This is a genomic window from Tumebacillus lacus (genome assembly GCF_026410385.1).
GTDB lineage: Bacteria > Bacillota > Bacilli > Tumebacillales > Tumebacillaceae > Tumebacillus > Tumebacillus lacus.
The window spans coordinates 34,534-48,830 of record NZ_JAPMLT010000011.1 but is presented as its reverse complement, the minus strand read 5'-3'; the positions used below and the strand labels follow the sequence as shown (position 1 = coordinate 48,830).

General features: G+C 58.3%; 18 protein-coding genes. All 18 read right to left on the bottom strand.

What is annotated here, in order from left to right:
• Positions 1–16: 16 nt before the first annotated feature.
• Positions 17–1,018 carry an NAD(P)/FAD-dependent oxidoreductase gene (locus tag OS242_RS16310; protein ID WP_323372965.1) on the bottom strand — a complete coding sequence of 334 codons (1,002 nt, stop codon included), beginning with the start codon at positions 1,016–1,018 and terminating at the stop codon, positions 17–19.
• 102 nt (positions 1,019–1,120) lie between these two features.
• Entirely contained in the window at positions 1,121–2,098 is a 978-nt protein-coding gene (locus OS242_RS16305) for a Kae1-like domain-containing protein (protein WP_267152761.1), read from the bottom strand.
• Between the two features lie 11 nt (positions 2,099–2,109).
• Positions 2,110–2,535, bottom strand: a complete 426-nt coding sequence (nusB, locus tag OS242_RS16300) for a transcription antitermination factor NusB (RefSeq protein ID WP_267152760.1) — start codon at positions 2,533–2,535, stop codon at positions 2,110–2,112.
• A 74-nt stretch (positions 2,536–2,609) separates the two neighbouring features.
• Positions 2,610–2,837 (bottom strand): DUF2273 domain-containing protein, encoded by a 228-nt coding sequence (locus tag OS242_RS16295; protein ID WP_267152759.1) that lies wholly within the window; start codon positions 2,835–2,837, stop codon positions 2,610–2,612.
• Positions 2,838–2,840: 3 nt separating this feature from the next.
• Positions 2,841–3,380 (bottom strand): alkaline shock response membrane anchor protein AmaP, encoded by a 540-nt coding sequence (gene amaP, locus OS242_RS16290; protein WP_267152758.1) that lies wholly within the window; start codon positions 3,378–3,380, stop codon positions 2,841–2,843.
• A 64-nt stretch (positions 3,381–3,444) separates the two neighbouring features.
• Positions 3,445–3,873, bottom strand: coding sequence for an Asp23/Gls24 family envelope stress response protein (locus tag OS242_RS16285; protein ID WP_267152757.1), 429 nt, complete (start codon positions 3,871–3,873; stop codon positions 3,445–3,447).
• Between the two features lie 58 nt (positions 3,874–3,931).
• Positions 3,932–5,275, bottom strand: a complete 1,344-nt coding sequence (accC, locus tag OS242_RS16280; RefSeq protein ID WP_267152756.1) for an acetyl-CoA carboxylase biotin carboxylase subunit — start codon at positions 5,273–5,275, stop codon at positions 3,932–3,934.
• A gap of 21 nt (positions 5,276–5,296) precedes the next feature.
• Positions 5,297–5,824 (bottom strand): acetyl-CoA carboxylase biotin carboxyl carrier protein, encoded by a 528-nt coding sequence (gene accB, locus OS242_RS16275; protein WP_267152755.1) that lies wholly within the window; start codon positions 5,822–5,824, stop codon positions 5,297–5,299.
• 193 nt (positions 5,825–6,017) lie between these two features.
• A complete protein-coding gene (locus tag OS242_RS16270; RefSeq protein WP_267152754.1) occupies positions 6,018–6,539 on the bottom strand; it encodes a SpoIIIAH-like family protein in 522 nt (173 codons plus the stop codon).
• A 26-nt stretch (positions 6,540–6,565) separates the two neighbouring features.
• A complete protein-coding gene (gene spoIIIAG / locus OS242_RS16265; RefSeq protein WP_267152753.1) occupies positions 6,566–7,159 on the bottom strand; it encodes a stage III sporulation protein AG in 594 nt (197 codons plus the stop codon).
• 17 nt (positions 7,160–7,176) lie between these two features.
• Positions 7,177–7,845 carry a stage III sporulation protein AF gene (spoIIIAF, locus tag OS242_RS16260; RefSeq protein WP_267152752.1) on the bottom strand — a complete coding sequence of 223 codons (669 nt, stop codon included), beginning with the start codon at positions 7,843–7,845 and terminating at the stop codon, positions 7,177–7,179.
• A gap of 7 nt (positions 7,846–7,852) precedes the next feature.
• A complete protein-coding gene (gene spoIIIAE, locus OS242_RS16255) occupies positions 7,853–9,094 on the bottom strand; it encodes a stage III sporulation protein AE (protein WP_267152751.1) in 1,242 nt (413 codons plus the stop codon).
• Between the two features lie 32 nt (positions 9,095–9,126).
• Positions 9,127–9,516, bottom strand: coding sequence for a stage III sporulation protein AD (gene spoIIIAD / locus OS242_RS16250; RefSeq protein WP_267152750.1), 390 nt, complete (start codon positions 9,514–9,516; stop codon positions 9,127–9,129).
• A 39-nt stretch (positions 9,517–9,555) separates the two neighbouring features.
• Positions 9,556–9,762 (bottom strand): stage III sporulation protein AC, encoded by a 207-nt coding sequence (spoIIIAC, locus tag OS242_RS16245; protein WP_407702121.1) that lies wholly within the window; start codon positions 9,760–9,762, stop codon positions 9,556–9,558.
• A 19-nt stretch (positions 9,763–9,781) separates the two neighbouring features.
• The gene (spoIIIAB, locus tag OS242_RS16240) at positions 9,782–10,300 is read right to left on the bottom strand and encodes a stage III sporulation protein SpoIIIAB (protein ID WP_267152749.1); all 519 of its coding nucleotides are present in this window, start codon (positions 10,298–10,300) and stop codon (positions 9,782–9,784) included.
• Positions 10,294–11,310, bottom strand: a complete 1,017-nt coding sequence (gene spoIIIAA / locus OS242_RS16235) for a stage III sporulation protein AA (protein ID WP_267152748.1) — start codon at positions 11,308–11,310, stop codon at positions 10,294–10,296. Before spoIIIAA ends, spoIIIAB begins: the two co-directional genes overlap by 7 nt.
• Before the next feature lie 274 nt (positions 11,311–11,584).
• Positions 11,585–11,764, bottom strand: coding sequence for a hypothetical protein (locus OS242_RS16230; RefSeq protein ID WP_267152747.1), 180 nt, complete (start codon positions 11,762–11,764; stop codon positions 11,585–11,587).
• A gap of 100 nt (positions 11,765–11,864) precedes the next feature.
• Positions 11,865–14,213, bottom strand: a complete 2,349-nt coding sequence (locus OS242_RS16225; RefSeq protein ID WP_267152746.1) for a diguanylate cyclase — start codon at positions 14,211–14,213, stop codon at positions 11,865–11,867.
• Positions 14,214–14,297 lie beyond the last annotated feature (84 nt).

The following is a 14,297-nucleotide window of genomic DNA, read 5'->3' as shown; positions in this document are numbered from 1 at the left end:
GTGAACTTTTGTTCGACTATTCTTTACGGTTCGAAGAATGGCCCGGATGCAGCTTGGCAGCCGGATCATAGAACAGCTTGGCGTTGTTGACAGCCGTCGGTGCTTCGCCAAAACCGGTGGCGATCAGCTTGACCTTGCCCGGATAGGTGACAATGTCGCCGGCCGCGTAGACGCCCGGGATGTTCGTCTCCATCTTGGTGTTGACGACAATCGCGTTGTCTTCGGTGACAAGACCCCATTGCAGGATCGGACCGAGCGATGCGGAGAAGCCCAGCGCGCCGATGATCAGATCGACATCGAGCTCGGAGGTCGACTTGTCCTTGTTGTTGATGAGGACCGCCTTTTCCAGACCGTCGAGGCCTTGGACTTCCTTGAGTTCGTTGAAGACTTTGACGTCGACGGTGGAGCTCATCAGCTTTTTCACCGATTCTTCATGAGCGCGGAACTGGTCGCGGCGATGGATCAAGGTGACCTTTTCGCAGACTTCTTCCAGCATCAGCGCGTAGTCGACCGCCGAGTCGCCGCCGCCGACGACGAGCGCCTTTTTGCCTTTGTGCGACTGCAGGTCGTCGATGAAGTAGTGAATGCCTTTGCCTTCGTACTGGTCGACATTTTCAGCCGGCAGCGAACGCGGGGTGAACGCGCCGATGCCAGCGGTGATGATCACCGTCTTGGTCAGGTGGCGCGTGGTGTTGGTAATCAGTTCAAACGTGCCGTCTTCCAACTTGTTCAGTTTGAGAACGCGCTGGTTGAGAGCGACCGACGGGTTGTATTGGAATGCCTGTTCTTTGAGGTTGTTGACCAGATCGCGTGCGAGCACTTTCGGGAATCCGGCGACATCATAGATGTACTTTTCCGGATACAGTTCCGCGAGCTGACCGCCCAGTTGAGGCAGAGAGTCGATGATCTTCGTCTTCGCGTCGCGAATACCTGCATAGAAAGCGGTGAACAACCCCGCCGGGCCGCCACCCACGATGGTGATGTCATACAGTTCGTTATCAAACAGCAGATCTTCCATTGTGAAACCTTCCTCCTCTATGGATGGACCCCATCCTCTGCGTCTGCTCTAAATCGAATATTTTGTCGATAAATTTCGATCTTTCAAGCAGATACTATTATACTACAAATTGGCTTCCAACCCAATATTTAATTGTGAAAGTCCTAAAAGCGCCACACCGTACGCGTTGTCGGTGGAATAGCGCGGCTGTGCAAAGTACAGCCGGGCCCCGACAGCGCGGTGTTCAAGGCGCAGTTTGAGCCGTTCGCGGATGAAGGTGTTGGCAGCCACGCCGCCGACGATCAGCAGGTGTTTGACACCCCGTTCCTCGACCGCCTTGCGCAAGGTCTTCTCAAGGCCCTTGGCGATGCAGCGCTCGACAGCGCGGGCGATGTCGGCAGGCGCGACGCCCGCTTCGATCAGGCGCAAGGCAGCCGTCTCGGGACCGGCGAAGGACAGGTTGTAGCCGTTGACCGGCGAGGGCAAGGTGACCGCTTCATCGGTCGAGCCTTGCGCCAGTTTCTCCAAGTGCGGGCCAGCCGGGAAGATCAGTCCCAGCGCAACGCCGACTCGGTCGACAAACTGACCTGCATGCAGATCGATCGACGTGCCGAGCTCCTCGATCTCATAGCCGTCCTGCAGGCGGTTCACATCGAGCAGGTCGGTGGTGCCGCCAGACAGATGAACGGCGAGAAAATGGTCGGCCGGCACTCGCTCGGCGCTGCCTTCCCCGGCGGCGATGTGGCCTTCTTGATGCGTCGTCTCCAGATACGGCACGCCGTGTGTGGCGGCAAGGATGCGGCCGACGCCGGAGCCTGCTGTGAAGACCGGCATGTAGGAGCCTTCCAAGCGGCGGGGTTTGGCGGACGCGCATACCGCTTGCAATTGTCCGCTGAGATCGCCAAGTTGCTCGATCAGGACAGGCAGGTTCTGCACATGTTGAAAGAGAGCGGCAGATTGTTGCAATCCCCGCTCTCCTTCTGATACATGCAACAGACGGCGCTCTTCTTTGACGATCACCCCATCCGAATCGATGAGGCAGACCGAGGTGGTGTAGTTGCTCGTGTCGATACCAAGCACATAGCGAGCCGTCTTGTTCATCGGGGTCTCCTTTACGCTTGTCCCTGGGCAGCTCGCAACGTGTCCAGTTCAGGCAAGATCTTGCCGAGGACACCGTTTACAAATTTGCCCGATTCCGGGGTCGAGAACGCTTTGGCCAGATCGACCGCCTCGTTGACGACGACCGATGCCGGTGTCTCCAAAACAAACAGCAGTTCATAAACCGCCATGCGCAACACGTTGCGGTCGACGTTCGCCATCCGGGTCAGGTCCCACCCGGTGGTAAAGCGTGTCAGGATCTCGTCGATCTGTTCGCGGTTCTTGACCGTGCCCTGCACGAGATCACGCACGAACAGCGGATCGACCTCCGCCCCTTCCTGTTCCATCACGTGTTGAATCGATTCTTCGACGTTCGCGTCGACGACGTCGATCTGAAACAGTCCCTGCAAAGCAAATTCTCTGGAAGTTCTGCGACTCATATCTGCACTCCTCTTATGTATTGGCTATATGTAGTGTACCCGAACAACAAAAAGGAAACCACCATCTCTGGTGGTTATTCGCGGAATTGTTGCGGCACAATGCGGTCGATGACGTCGCGCCAGTCTTCGCGGTCGTCCGCCATCTTGCCGATGTAGAAACCGAGGAAGACGAACAAGGCGAATACCAGCGTCTTCAAAAAGCCGAAGATCAGGTAGAACAGACCGAGGATCGTCCCGGCCAGCACGCCGAGCCAGCGCTTGTTCGCAAGCAGCCATTGCCAGATCTGCAACCATTTCTCCATCGGTTACTCCACCCGCTTCTTGACGACGTCCGGAGCGGTCGCCATCTCGGTGACGTACACCGTCACCTGCGACACCGGGATGCCGGTCGTCGATTCGATGTAGTCTTTGACCGTACCTTGCAGCTCGGCTGTCGTCTTCGGGATGTCGAGGTCCGCCTCGATCGCAAAGCGAACGGCCAGCGTCAGCGCGCCGCCCTCCGCCACGCGCACGCGGGTTTCCAAGTTTTTCACGCCGCGAATCTTCACAGCGGCCCGCGTTGCCAACTGTTCAATCGCTTCGTAGGTGATCTTTACATCGCCGTGCTCCATTTTGTGCACGACCGTCTGCGGTTCGCGGTTGCGACCGCCGCCGCGACGGCTGCGGTAGATCAGGAAGAAGATGCTGACGAGCAGGAAGATCAACGCTGCCAGCGCGCCTTCTTCGGTGATCCGCAAGCGAGTGTCGAGCACGCGAAGCCCGGCGTACTGGAGCAGCACGGTGACAGATGCGGCTGCGACCCCGGCCGCGTACAGCCAGAGCAAAATTCTCGGAATGATGTTCAAACGCTTGTCCTCCTCTCCAAGGAAGCAAACCCCCCTGTAAACAGGGGGGTTCAGAAAGCCGATGTTACAGAACGCGGTTCGGCGCCTGCGGCTTCTCTTCTTCCTTGACCGTGATCGTCTCTTCCGCTGCGGCAGACTTGAAGGTCACGCCAAGCACGCTGATGTTTACCTCGACCACTTCCAGGCCGGTCATGCTCTCGATCGCCCGTTTGACGTTCTCTTGGATCTCCGAGCAGACCTCCGGGATGCGCACGCCGTACTCGGCGACGATGGTCAGGTCGACGGCGCATTGACGCTGCCCGACCTCGACCTTGACCCCTTTGGAGAGGTTTTTGCGGCCCAGCAGTTCGGCGATGCCGCCTGCGACGCCTCCGGACATGCCGGCCACGCCTTTTACTTCCGTAGCGGCAAGACCTGCAATGATCTCGATGACCTCATTCGCGATGCGAATATTGCCAATATCCGTGGAGTCAAATTCCGTATTTGTCGTCATGTTGACTACCTCCTTTGTCTTGTCCACCTAGTTATATAAGTATAGTCATCTTGCACTTTTATGACAAAGGATACTTTTCCAGGAACTTGGTGTCAAAATCGCCGTCGATGAACTTTTCATGGCGCAACACTTTTTGGTGGAACGGAATGGTCGTTTTGATCCCTTCGACTTTGAACTCGCTCAAGGCGCGGTCCATGCGCAGGATCGCTTCTTCACGGGTCGGAGCCCAGACGATCAGCTTGGCGATCATCGAGTCATAGAACGGCGTGACCGTATAGCCGGTGTAAGCGGCCGAGTCGACGCGCACCCCGAACCCGCCCGGCGGCAAGTAGTTGTGGATCTTGCCCGGGCACGGCATGAAGTTTTTCTCCCAGTCCTCAGCGTTGATCCGGCACTCGATGGACCAGCCGTCGAGGACGACGTCCTCCTGCTTGAACGAGAGCGGCTCGCCTGCTGCGACGCGGATCTGTTCTTTGATCAGGTCGATGCCGGTCACCATCTCGGTCACCGGATGCTCGACCTGGATGCGGGTGTTCATCTCCATGAAGTAGAAGCTGCCGTCGAGCGCATAGATAAACTCGATGGTGCCCGCACCGGAGTAGTTGACCGCCTTGGCCGCCTTGACCGCCGCTTCGCCCATCTCTTTGCGCTTCTCCGGCGTCAGAGCCGGGGACGGCGCTTCTTCGATCAGCTTTTGCAGGCGGCGTTGGATCGAGCAGTCACGCTCGCCGACATAGACGGCGTTGCCGTGGTTGTCGCCCATGACTTGGATCTCCACGTGGCGCATCTCGGTGATGTATTTTTCCAGGTAGACACCCGGGTTGCCGAACGCAGTCGCAGCTTCGGTCTGAGCCATTACGATCAGACGGCGCAGCTCGTCCGGCGAATGCGCGATGCGGATGCCTTTGCCGCCGCCGCCCGCCGTCGCCTTGATGATGATCGGATAGCCGATGCCCTCTGCGATCTGCAACGCTTCGTCGAGGTCCTCGACGAGCCCTTCGGTGCCCGGCACACAAGGGACGCCCGCCTTGATCATCGTGTCTTTGGCGACCGCTTTGTCGCCCATCTTTTCGATCGCTTCCACGCTCGGGCCGATAAACGTGATCCCGCAGGCCTTGCAAAACTCTGCAAAATCAGAGTTCTCGGCCAAGAAGCCGTAACCCGGATGGATCGCGTCGACGCCGATGGAGGTGGCGAGCGAGAGGATGTTTTTGATGTTCAAGTAGGAGTCTCGGGACAGAGTCGGTCCTACACAGTATGCTTCGTCTGCAAGTTTGACATGCAGGGATTCGCGGTCCGCTTCCGAGTAGATCGCGACGCTCGGGATGCCGAGCTCGCGAAGAGCGCGGATCACGCGCACCGCAATCTCGCCGCGGTTTGCCACAAGTACTTTGTGAAACATCCGTTTTCCCCCGTTCCGGTACTAGTCGACTTTTACAGTGAACAGCGGTTGACCGTACTCAACCAGCTGGCCGTTTTCTACGAGCACTTCCACGATCTCGCCGCGCACGTCCGCTTCGATCTCGTTCATCAGTTTCATCGCTTCGAGGATGCAGACGATCGTCTTCTCTTCGACGCGTGCGCCCGACTTGACGTACGCATCCGCATCCGGGGACGGTGCTGAGTAGAAGGTGCCGACCATCGGCGAAACGATCTTGTGCAGGTTGGCGTCGACCGCTTTCGGAGCTGCTGCCGGAGCAGGCGCTGCCGCTTCTGCCGGTGCCGGTGCCGGCGCTGCTGCCGGTGCCGCTGCGACCGGTGCCGGTGCTGGAACAGGTGCTGCCGCCGGTGCCGCCGCTACGTGGACGATCGGTTGAGTCGCCACTTGTACAGCGTTTTCATCCGTCTTTTTGATTTGCAATTTTGCCTGTCCGACTTCGTAATTGAACTCGGAGATGCTCGTTTCGTCGATCAGACGAATCAGTTCGCGCAGTTCGTTCAACTTGAACATGGTTCTCTGTCACTCCTCATATGTAATGCTTCCCTTGTGTTCGATTTCCTGTGTTCGGCTTGCCTGTAAAAAGGGACGTTCCCCATCAGTATAGCATAACCCATTATTTTCTTTCTACTTGCCAGTCGAAGTTTACCAGATTGAAACAACCTGCCGTCCCGTAAACACAAGGACGGCAGGTTGTTTTTTTTTCTTATTCGTGGACGCCGACGGACACTTTGGACGAGGAGACTTGCATCTCTTTGGCGACGATGCCCATGATCTTGACCGCTTGTTTCTTGTCGAGCTCTTTCGCTTGTACGGTGACGTTGACCTTGCCGTCTTGTTGGACTTTGACAATCGCATCCGGGAAGCCTTCTGCGGTGATCATGTCGATCGCCTTTTCCACTTTGTCGGCGGTGTTGTTCATCGTCTCCAGGTCTTTCTTTGCTTTTTCCACTTCTTCGGCGCTGGATTGCGCGTTGGCGATCACCGATTGCAGTAGCTCGGCTTTGGCGCTCATCTCTTCGCCTTCTTTCATGTGGTACGCGACGAAGAAGTCGCTTTGCTCCATGACGGCGGTCTCCGTCTCTTTGTTTTGGTCCTGGTTGTCTTTTGCAACTTTCGAGGTCTCGGTGGTGACCGGTTCGACGTTGTTGTTCACCGTGTAAAAACCGATCAGCATCAAGGACAGCACCATCATCGTGGACAACCAGATCGTTTGACGTTTCGCCATTGCAGAAACCCTCCTAAAGGTCATTGTTATTGGTTTGCTTTTTTGGGCAGGATGGAGATTTTATGTGGCGGCACTTCCAGCGAACGCTGGACAGCCTCCGTGATCAGCGCTTGGACTTTGACATCTTCCGCTCCTTTGGCGGTGACGACGACGCCGCGCACGCGCGGCTTGATCGTCTTGACGACCAGCGGTTTGTCGGCCCCGTTCTGTTTGGTCAGAACGATGTTGTTCGACTCGTCGAACGAGGTGGTGCCCCGCGTGCCGCCTTTGTTGTCACCCTCTTGGGCTTGCTGTTTGGAGCCTTGGTGATTCATCGCGTAGACGACCTCCTCGCTGGAGTCGATCGTCACCATCACCGACGGCTCGGACACGCCGCGCACCGTGGAGAGGATGTCTGTCAAGCGCTGCTCATAAATTTTTTCATACTCGGCCATCGACGCCTGCGAGGAGTTGGTCACCGTCGCTTGCGCCTGACTTGTCGGCAGTTGCTGACCACCTGTCGACTGACCGGTGAAGAAGGTCAACGGATTGAACAGGAGCAGCACGCCGAGGCTGCCGAGCACCCAGAGCATCTTTTTGTTTTTGATCAAGGTCTGCACTTTTGCGTTCATCTTTTCCATGGTCTCACCCCCCCTGTTCAGGACTCGCGCCAGACGACGCGGATCTGCGCGGTCTTCAGCTTGTACTCGGCGGCCAACTGGGCGCGGATCGCCGCCGCTGCTTCCTGCGCGTCCTGCGACAGGGTGCCCTTTTTTCCGGACGGTGCCGCCTCGTCGGGTCCGCTCTTGCCGATGATCACCGGTTCGATCGGTTTGATCATCGACTCCTCGCCCGGCACGGTCTGCTCACGGAGCGTGACGGTCAGGCTTTCGAGGTCTTTCGGGCGGCCCGCTTCATCGGCGGCGATGCTCACTTCGACGCTGTCGACGGTGACGGGATGATCTTGCTGGATCTGCATTTTCACCTGCTCGGCGATCCCGTCCTGCCACTGCTTGACGGTGAGTTGCTGGCTTTGTTGCTGCATCTCTTGCCCGTCCTGCAGGATCTCGTCGAGCGTCTTCATCGTCTGACCGGAGGAGTCGGTCTCGTCACCAGCCAAGAGCGAGTCGAGCGTGAAGTCCATATTTTCGACCGGCGTTTTGGCGATCTTGAGCACGGGGCTGAGCATCATCAGGATGATCAACAGCCCCATCACGAGCCTTGCGTACCGCTGCATCGTGCTGTTTGGCAAGATCATGTCCAGCACGACGGCGAAGAAGATCACGAGGATCAACCCGCGCATCCATTCGCTGAGAAATTCGATCATGCCCTCATCACCTCACCATCACCGACAGATTGCCCGCCGCGATGATCACAGTGATCGCCAGGAAGAACATAAACCCGACGGTGGCCAGTGCCGCAAACACGAGGATCAAGCTCTTGCCGATCGTCGCGAGGCATTTGATGATCAGCGAGTCGCCGAGCGGCTGCATCAAGGCGGCCGAGATGTTATAGATCAAGGCGAGGGACAGGATTTTGATCGCCGGGAACGCGCAGACGAGGAGCAGGATCGTCGCTCCCGTGATGCCGACCGCGTTTTTGACGATCAGCGACGCGCCGACGACTGTGTCGGCTGCGTCCGAGAACAGTTTCCCGACGACCGGGACAAAGTTGGAAGAGACGTATTTGGCCGCTTTGATCGACACGCCGTCGGCGACCGCCCCCGCTGCCCCCTGCACCGAAACGACGCCGAGAAAGACGGTGAAGGAGACGCCCATCACCCAGACGGCAACGCTGCGCATCAGGTTGGCGAGCTGCGTGACCTGGTAGCGGGACGAGATCTGCGAAACGAGGGTGAGGATCGCCGAGAAAAAGATCAGCGGAAACACGATGTAGGAGATCAGGTCGCCGATCCCGTGGATCAGGAACACGATCAGCGGATGCAGCATCGCGGCCGATGCCATGCCGCCTGTCGCGGCGAGCAAGGCGAGAAACATCGGGATCGTCGCCATCATGAAGTCGACCATCGTCTGGATCGCCCCCGACGCGTAGGACGTCGCCATCGCGAAGGAGTTCAACGCGAGGATCATCAGGGCGAGAAAGAGGATCGAATGGGCGATCTTCGAGACGTTGTTCGCTTCAAACGCCGACTGAAGCGACTCCAGCAAGGCGGCGAACACGGCGAGGCAGATGATCGAGCCGAGCAGTTTGGAACTTAAAAAGAGTTCGTGGAACAAGAAGCGCATCAGCCCGGTCAGCAAGCCTTTGATCGCGGTGCCGAACTGTCCGGTAAAGACCAGTTCGGCGAGGTTGCCGCGCACCTCTGGCGGCAGGAACTGGCCGTATTCGGTAGTGATCTCGTCCCAAAATTGGTCGAAGTCTTGCAGGTTGAGCTGTTCAAACTGCTCGCCTGCAATCGGATCGGTCAGGGCCGAGCCCGGCGCTTGTTCGAGTGGATGTTCCGCCGTCGCGGGGGGCGGCGATGTCCCTTCCGCGTAGGCGGTCAGACTGCCAAAGCCAGCCAGGATCACCAGCATGATCATCCACAAGATCCGGTATGGTGGCCGTGTGCCCATCGCCCCACCCCCTTTCCAGAGAAAAATAAGTATCAGGCCGGCAGCAGATTGAGCACGGTCTCGATGACCCGTTGCACGATCGGCAGCGCCAACACGAGGATCAGCACTTTGCCGGCCAGTTCGATCTTGGCGGCGATGGAGCCTTCGCCGGAGTCTTTGGCGATCTGCGCCGCAAACTCGGCGATGTAGGCGATGCCGATGATCTTCAAGATCGTCTGCAGAAAGATCATCTCGATCCCCGCCTGCACCGACAATCGCTGCAGGAGGTAGATGACCACCTGGATCTTGTCGAGCAGAAAGATGAAGATGAACACGCCGACCAGCAGGGACAGCAGAAAGGCGATCTGCGGCGATTGCCCGCGCAAGACGACGAGCAGGATCGTAGCGGAGAGTCCGAGTCCGACGATTTGGATGATTTCCATGAGCGGTACTCCTTCAGGGAAGGCTCTTGGGCTCGTGCGCTAGTGCGTCAAAAAGACGTTGCGCACTTTGTCAAACAGGTCGCTGATGTAGGAGACGACGGTGAACATGATCACGATAAATCCGGTCAGCGTCGCCCACGAAGCAAATTCTTCTTTTCCAGATTGTTTGAGAACTGTGTGTATGACCGCCGTCAAGATCCCGATGCCGGCGATGAAAAAGATGGCGTTGATCTCTGTGCTCATCATCGGTTCCGTCCTCCTAAACTCAGTACAGCAGTATCACGACTGTCAGCCCCAGCAGGGCTCCGAGGTATTTCCACATCTTTTCGTTGCGCGTCTGCTCATCGCGCGCCTCCCGCTCTTCGGTGTGCAGGTGGGCGATGGCCAGACGAATGTGTTTGATCTGATCTTCCCGGTCCGATACGCCGAGCGTGCGCCCGAAACTGCGCAACACGTCGCGCTCGACGGGCTTTAGCGCCGATTCGGAGGCCAGCTCCGCCAGCGCGGCCTGCCAGGCTTCCTCTGCCGTCCGTCCAAGCCCGTCGCCGAGATACTCGGCCACACGCCCGAAGAACGGCCCCACGGGCGCCTGCGTGCGCTGTGCGATCCGGCGGCAGGCGTCCGGCAGCGGAGTCGCTCCGTAGAGGATCTCCGTCTCCAACACCTGCAACGCGCTGATCAGGCGGCGCAACTGCTTGGGTCGCTCCGCATAGCGGGCGGCGATCTGAAACCCGACGAGCGTGGCGGCGAGGACGGTCAGCACGCCGCCGAGCAGTTTCACCATCGCGCTCCCTCCCCGACGGCGATCCGCTCGCCCGTGCGGTCGTGCACACCTTCGACGGTGCAAGGTCCGCGACGGCGTGAAAGCACGATGTAGCGGGTAAAGGCGCCCATCTCGAACAGTTCGCGCAGTTCACGGCGGCGGCGCACCTCCTGCAGGCCAAATCCGTGCGCGGTGGCGATCACGCCGACACCGGCGTGAATCGCCTCCATCACCGCTTGCGAATCTTCAGGGCGGCCGATCTCGTCGGTAATCAGCACGTGCGGCGACAAGGAGCGGATCATCATCAGCATCCCTTCCGCTTTCGGACAGGCGTCGAGGATGTCGGTGCGCGGTCCGAGGTCGTGCTGCGGCACCCCGCGCCACGTGGCGGCGATCTCCGAGCGTTCGTCGACGATGCCGACCTTCAGGCCTGCGAGGTTCGGATGCAGCGTGCCTGAGGAGATCTGCCGGGCAAGATCGCGCAGCAGCGTCGTCTTGCCGCACTGCGGCGGCGAGATCAGCAGCGTGTTGTGCAGGCGGGAGGCGGCCGGTTCGATCAGCAGCGAAGCGAGCGGATGAGCCGCCCCCCGTATGTCGCGGGCGATGCGGATGTTGAAGGTCGCGATCTCTTTGAGCCCGCGCACCTGCCCTTGTCCATCCAGGAGAGCCCGGCCGGCGATGCCGACGCGATGCCCTCCCGCGATGGTCAGGTAGCCGCGCCGAAGCTCTTCCTCCAGCGCGTAGAGCGAAGACTTTGTGAGCAGGTTCAACGTCTGATGGATCTCCTCTTCCCCGATCACGCATCCTTGCGCCGGGTCGGCGTGCACGCGGCCTTCCGTGGAGACAAATCCGTCGCGCCCGCCGTAGCAGATCATCAGCGGCCGCGACAGCCGGATGCGGATCTCTTCCAACCGCTCCAGCACATCTTGCGGCAGCAGCAGAATCGCCTGACGCAGACGCGAAGGCAACACCGGCGCGATCTGTTCGCGGATGATGCGGGACCAGTCGGTGCCAGCCAGAATTTCCGGCATCTTCCTCTCCTCCTCCCTGTCCTATCTTGGTTAGTTCATCTATATGGGTCATGTCCAGCGGTTAGACCAACAAAAAAAACAGTCTCCCAAAAAAAGTTATAGTTTTGAGACAACAAAAAAAGACCGTGCGCGGGACAGGTCCTTTTTCCAACAGTCTATGAACATGCAAAAAGCGGGAGAACTCTCTCCCCAGAGAGTTTCCCGCCGTTACGTTCGGTCTGACATCATGCTGCAAGGTCCCCTCTGGCGCATCGCAATGCGATTCTTTCCAAGCTTAGAGACCTCCGCCGCCGCCCCATGTGATCGAGTTGATCGGCGAACAGTTGAGGCACTCTTCCCCGACTTCCTCGGCAATCGGTTCGAGCGGTTCAAACGGTTCGACCGGCTCCAGCGTCACATCGGTACCCACCGTGAGCAATACGGCAAACATCAACACTTGCATCCATTTTTTCATCATTTGTCATTCCCCATTTCCCCTGTTTTGGTCAATCCCCTTACCCAACTCTATAACGCATGCAAGATACGTTTCATCAACTCGTCCAGCCACTTGCAGATCATTGAAGCAACGCCTCCCTCAAGGGCTTACCTTCAGAGCCGGCATCCCCTGTCGCTTCCATCTCTTGTTCCGGCACGTGCCGTTTCAGCGTCTGTGCAAACTTCCCGACCAGTTCGGCATCAAACTGCGTGCCCGCACAGCGGTGCAGCTCTTCGACCGCCCATTGGAACGGCAGCCGTCCCCGGTACGCTTTTTCACGCGTCATCGAATCGAAAGCGTCGGCAATCGAAACGATGCGTACGCCGACCTCTAGCGTTGCGGCCGCCGCTTGATGCGGATAGCCGCAGCCGTCGATGCGCTCGTGATGAGAGAGCACGATCGGCAAGATCGGCGTGTAGACGTTGCCGAAGTGTGTCAACAATTCATAGCCGACGACCGGGTGCGTGCGCATGCAGACGATCTCCGGTTCGCTCAGCCCCGACCTTTTGTTCAACACTTCATCGGAGATCCCCAGCTTCCCGATGTCGTGCAACAACGCGCCGGTGCGGATGCGTTCCACCTCTGCCTCGCACAGTCCGATCTCCTCGGCCAACCAGACCGCGTAGGTCGCCACCTGCAGAGAATGATGATAGGTATCGACGTCGCGCGCCAACAATACTTGCAACAGTCCCTTGGTGATCGAGCGCGATGCATCCGACTCTGTGAACGCTTCCACGATCTCTTCTTGAGCTCGGCAGTCATGCCCGTCCTGACTCTCGGCGCAACAGAGTTGCGAATAGAGCGTGAGACAGCCTTTTCCCTGCGCCTTTGACACGTAGGCCGCCTTGTCCGCCTGCTTGATCGTCTCCTGCAAATCCCCGTGCTCGTCTGTGCAGGAAGCCACCCCGATGGAAAGACCGATGGAGACGCTGTGCCCTTCGAACGTGACGGGCTGCCGGATGCGTTCGAGCAAGCGGGTGCCGACGATCAGCCCCATCTCCTCGGTCGCGTCCGGCAACAGCACCGCATACTCATCGCCGCCGTAGCGGACCGGTATGTCCCCTTCACGGACCTCTTCTCTGATTAGCGCGGCAACGTGATGCAGGGTCAAGTCGCCAACATGGTGACCGTACGTGTTGTTGATGTCCTTGAAATTGTCGAAGTCCATCACGATCACCGTAACGGGACGTCGACCGCTCGCTTTCAATTCGGCCAGTTTCCGCCCCAAGTAGTGGCGGTTGTAGAGCTTGGTCAAATTGTCGGTGCACGCCATCTTTTCCGCGCGGTCGAACAAGATCGCGTTTTCCAGCGCGGCTGCCGCATGCGCCACATAGACATCGAGCGAGGAGTCGATCTCCTCCAGCAGTTCGCAGGAGCAGAGCAACGTCATCACGCCTTTGACCTCGCCTTGAGCGATCATCGGGCAGAGCAGCGTGACTTGCTTCTCGTCGTAGGGGAGCACCACGCGCTTGCCGTGGTAGAACGCCCGCTTCATGTCGGTTTCCAACTCCGCAACGGTTTGATAGTGGATTTTGCCGTCGTGGCTTTGGCGCATCAGATCGTAGCCGCCGCGCTCGTCGTTCTTGCGAACGATGTGCAGCGTGCGGTACGGCACCTCTTTGGCGACCGGCTCAAACACCGCCCGCAAAGCCGATTCCACGTTCAGCGAGCCGCCCATCAAAAGCGCGTGTTTTTGCAAAGCGGCCACTTCGTCGACCTTGCGCTCTAAGAGATGATTGGCACGCTCCAAGGACGCGACGTGCATCTCCACTTTTTGGGTCTGGTCGATGTACAGTTTAAAACTGTAGCGAGCCATGACCAGCGGCAACAGGAAGATCAGGAGGCCCAACACGTTCAACAGCTCATACGCTTTGTACAGCCCGTAGCCGATCGGAGCCAACGCCAGATAGTTGATCGAAAGCCAGCGATAGTTTTGATTGAAGATCTTGACCGGCGGCTCTTTGGTCGCCAACGAGATGGCAAACAGCACCAGCGAAGCATTTAAGGCAAAATACAGCAACGGAACGATCACAAATTGGAACAGCCAGACCGTCTGCCAGCCGGCCACCGCCTGCAACACCAAACCGGCCGCATAAGCGGGGGCTGCGTTGGCGACAACGTTGAACAGCATTTTTTGCGGATGCAGACGCTCCGGAATAAACGAAGCGACCAGACCGATCCCGGTGCAGGCCAGCACGCCCGCCTCCGGTCCGAGCAGCAACACCGACGCGTAGGCCAACGCCCACGACACGGAGACGTTGCTGTCCCGTTTCAGCATCACCGGCATCATCTGCACCACCGAAGCAAACAGCAGAAAGATCAGCCCGTCCAGAAGACGGTCATAAGGGAAATGACGCATCGCATAGGCGACAAGTCCCAAGCCGAGAAGGTTGATCGTGTACACGTAGAGTCGAAGCGACGTCAACAAAATACGATTCACCTCCTTTGCAAAGTCAGCGTCCTTCAGATAAATAGGCACAATTTCCTATTAATCTTACACCTTTTATGATAG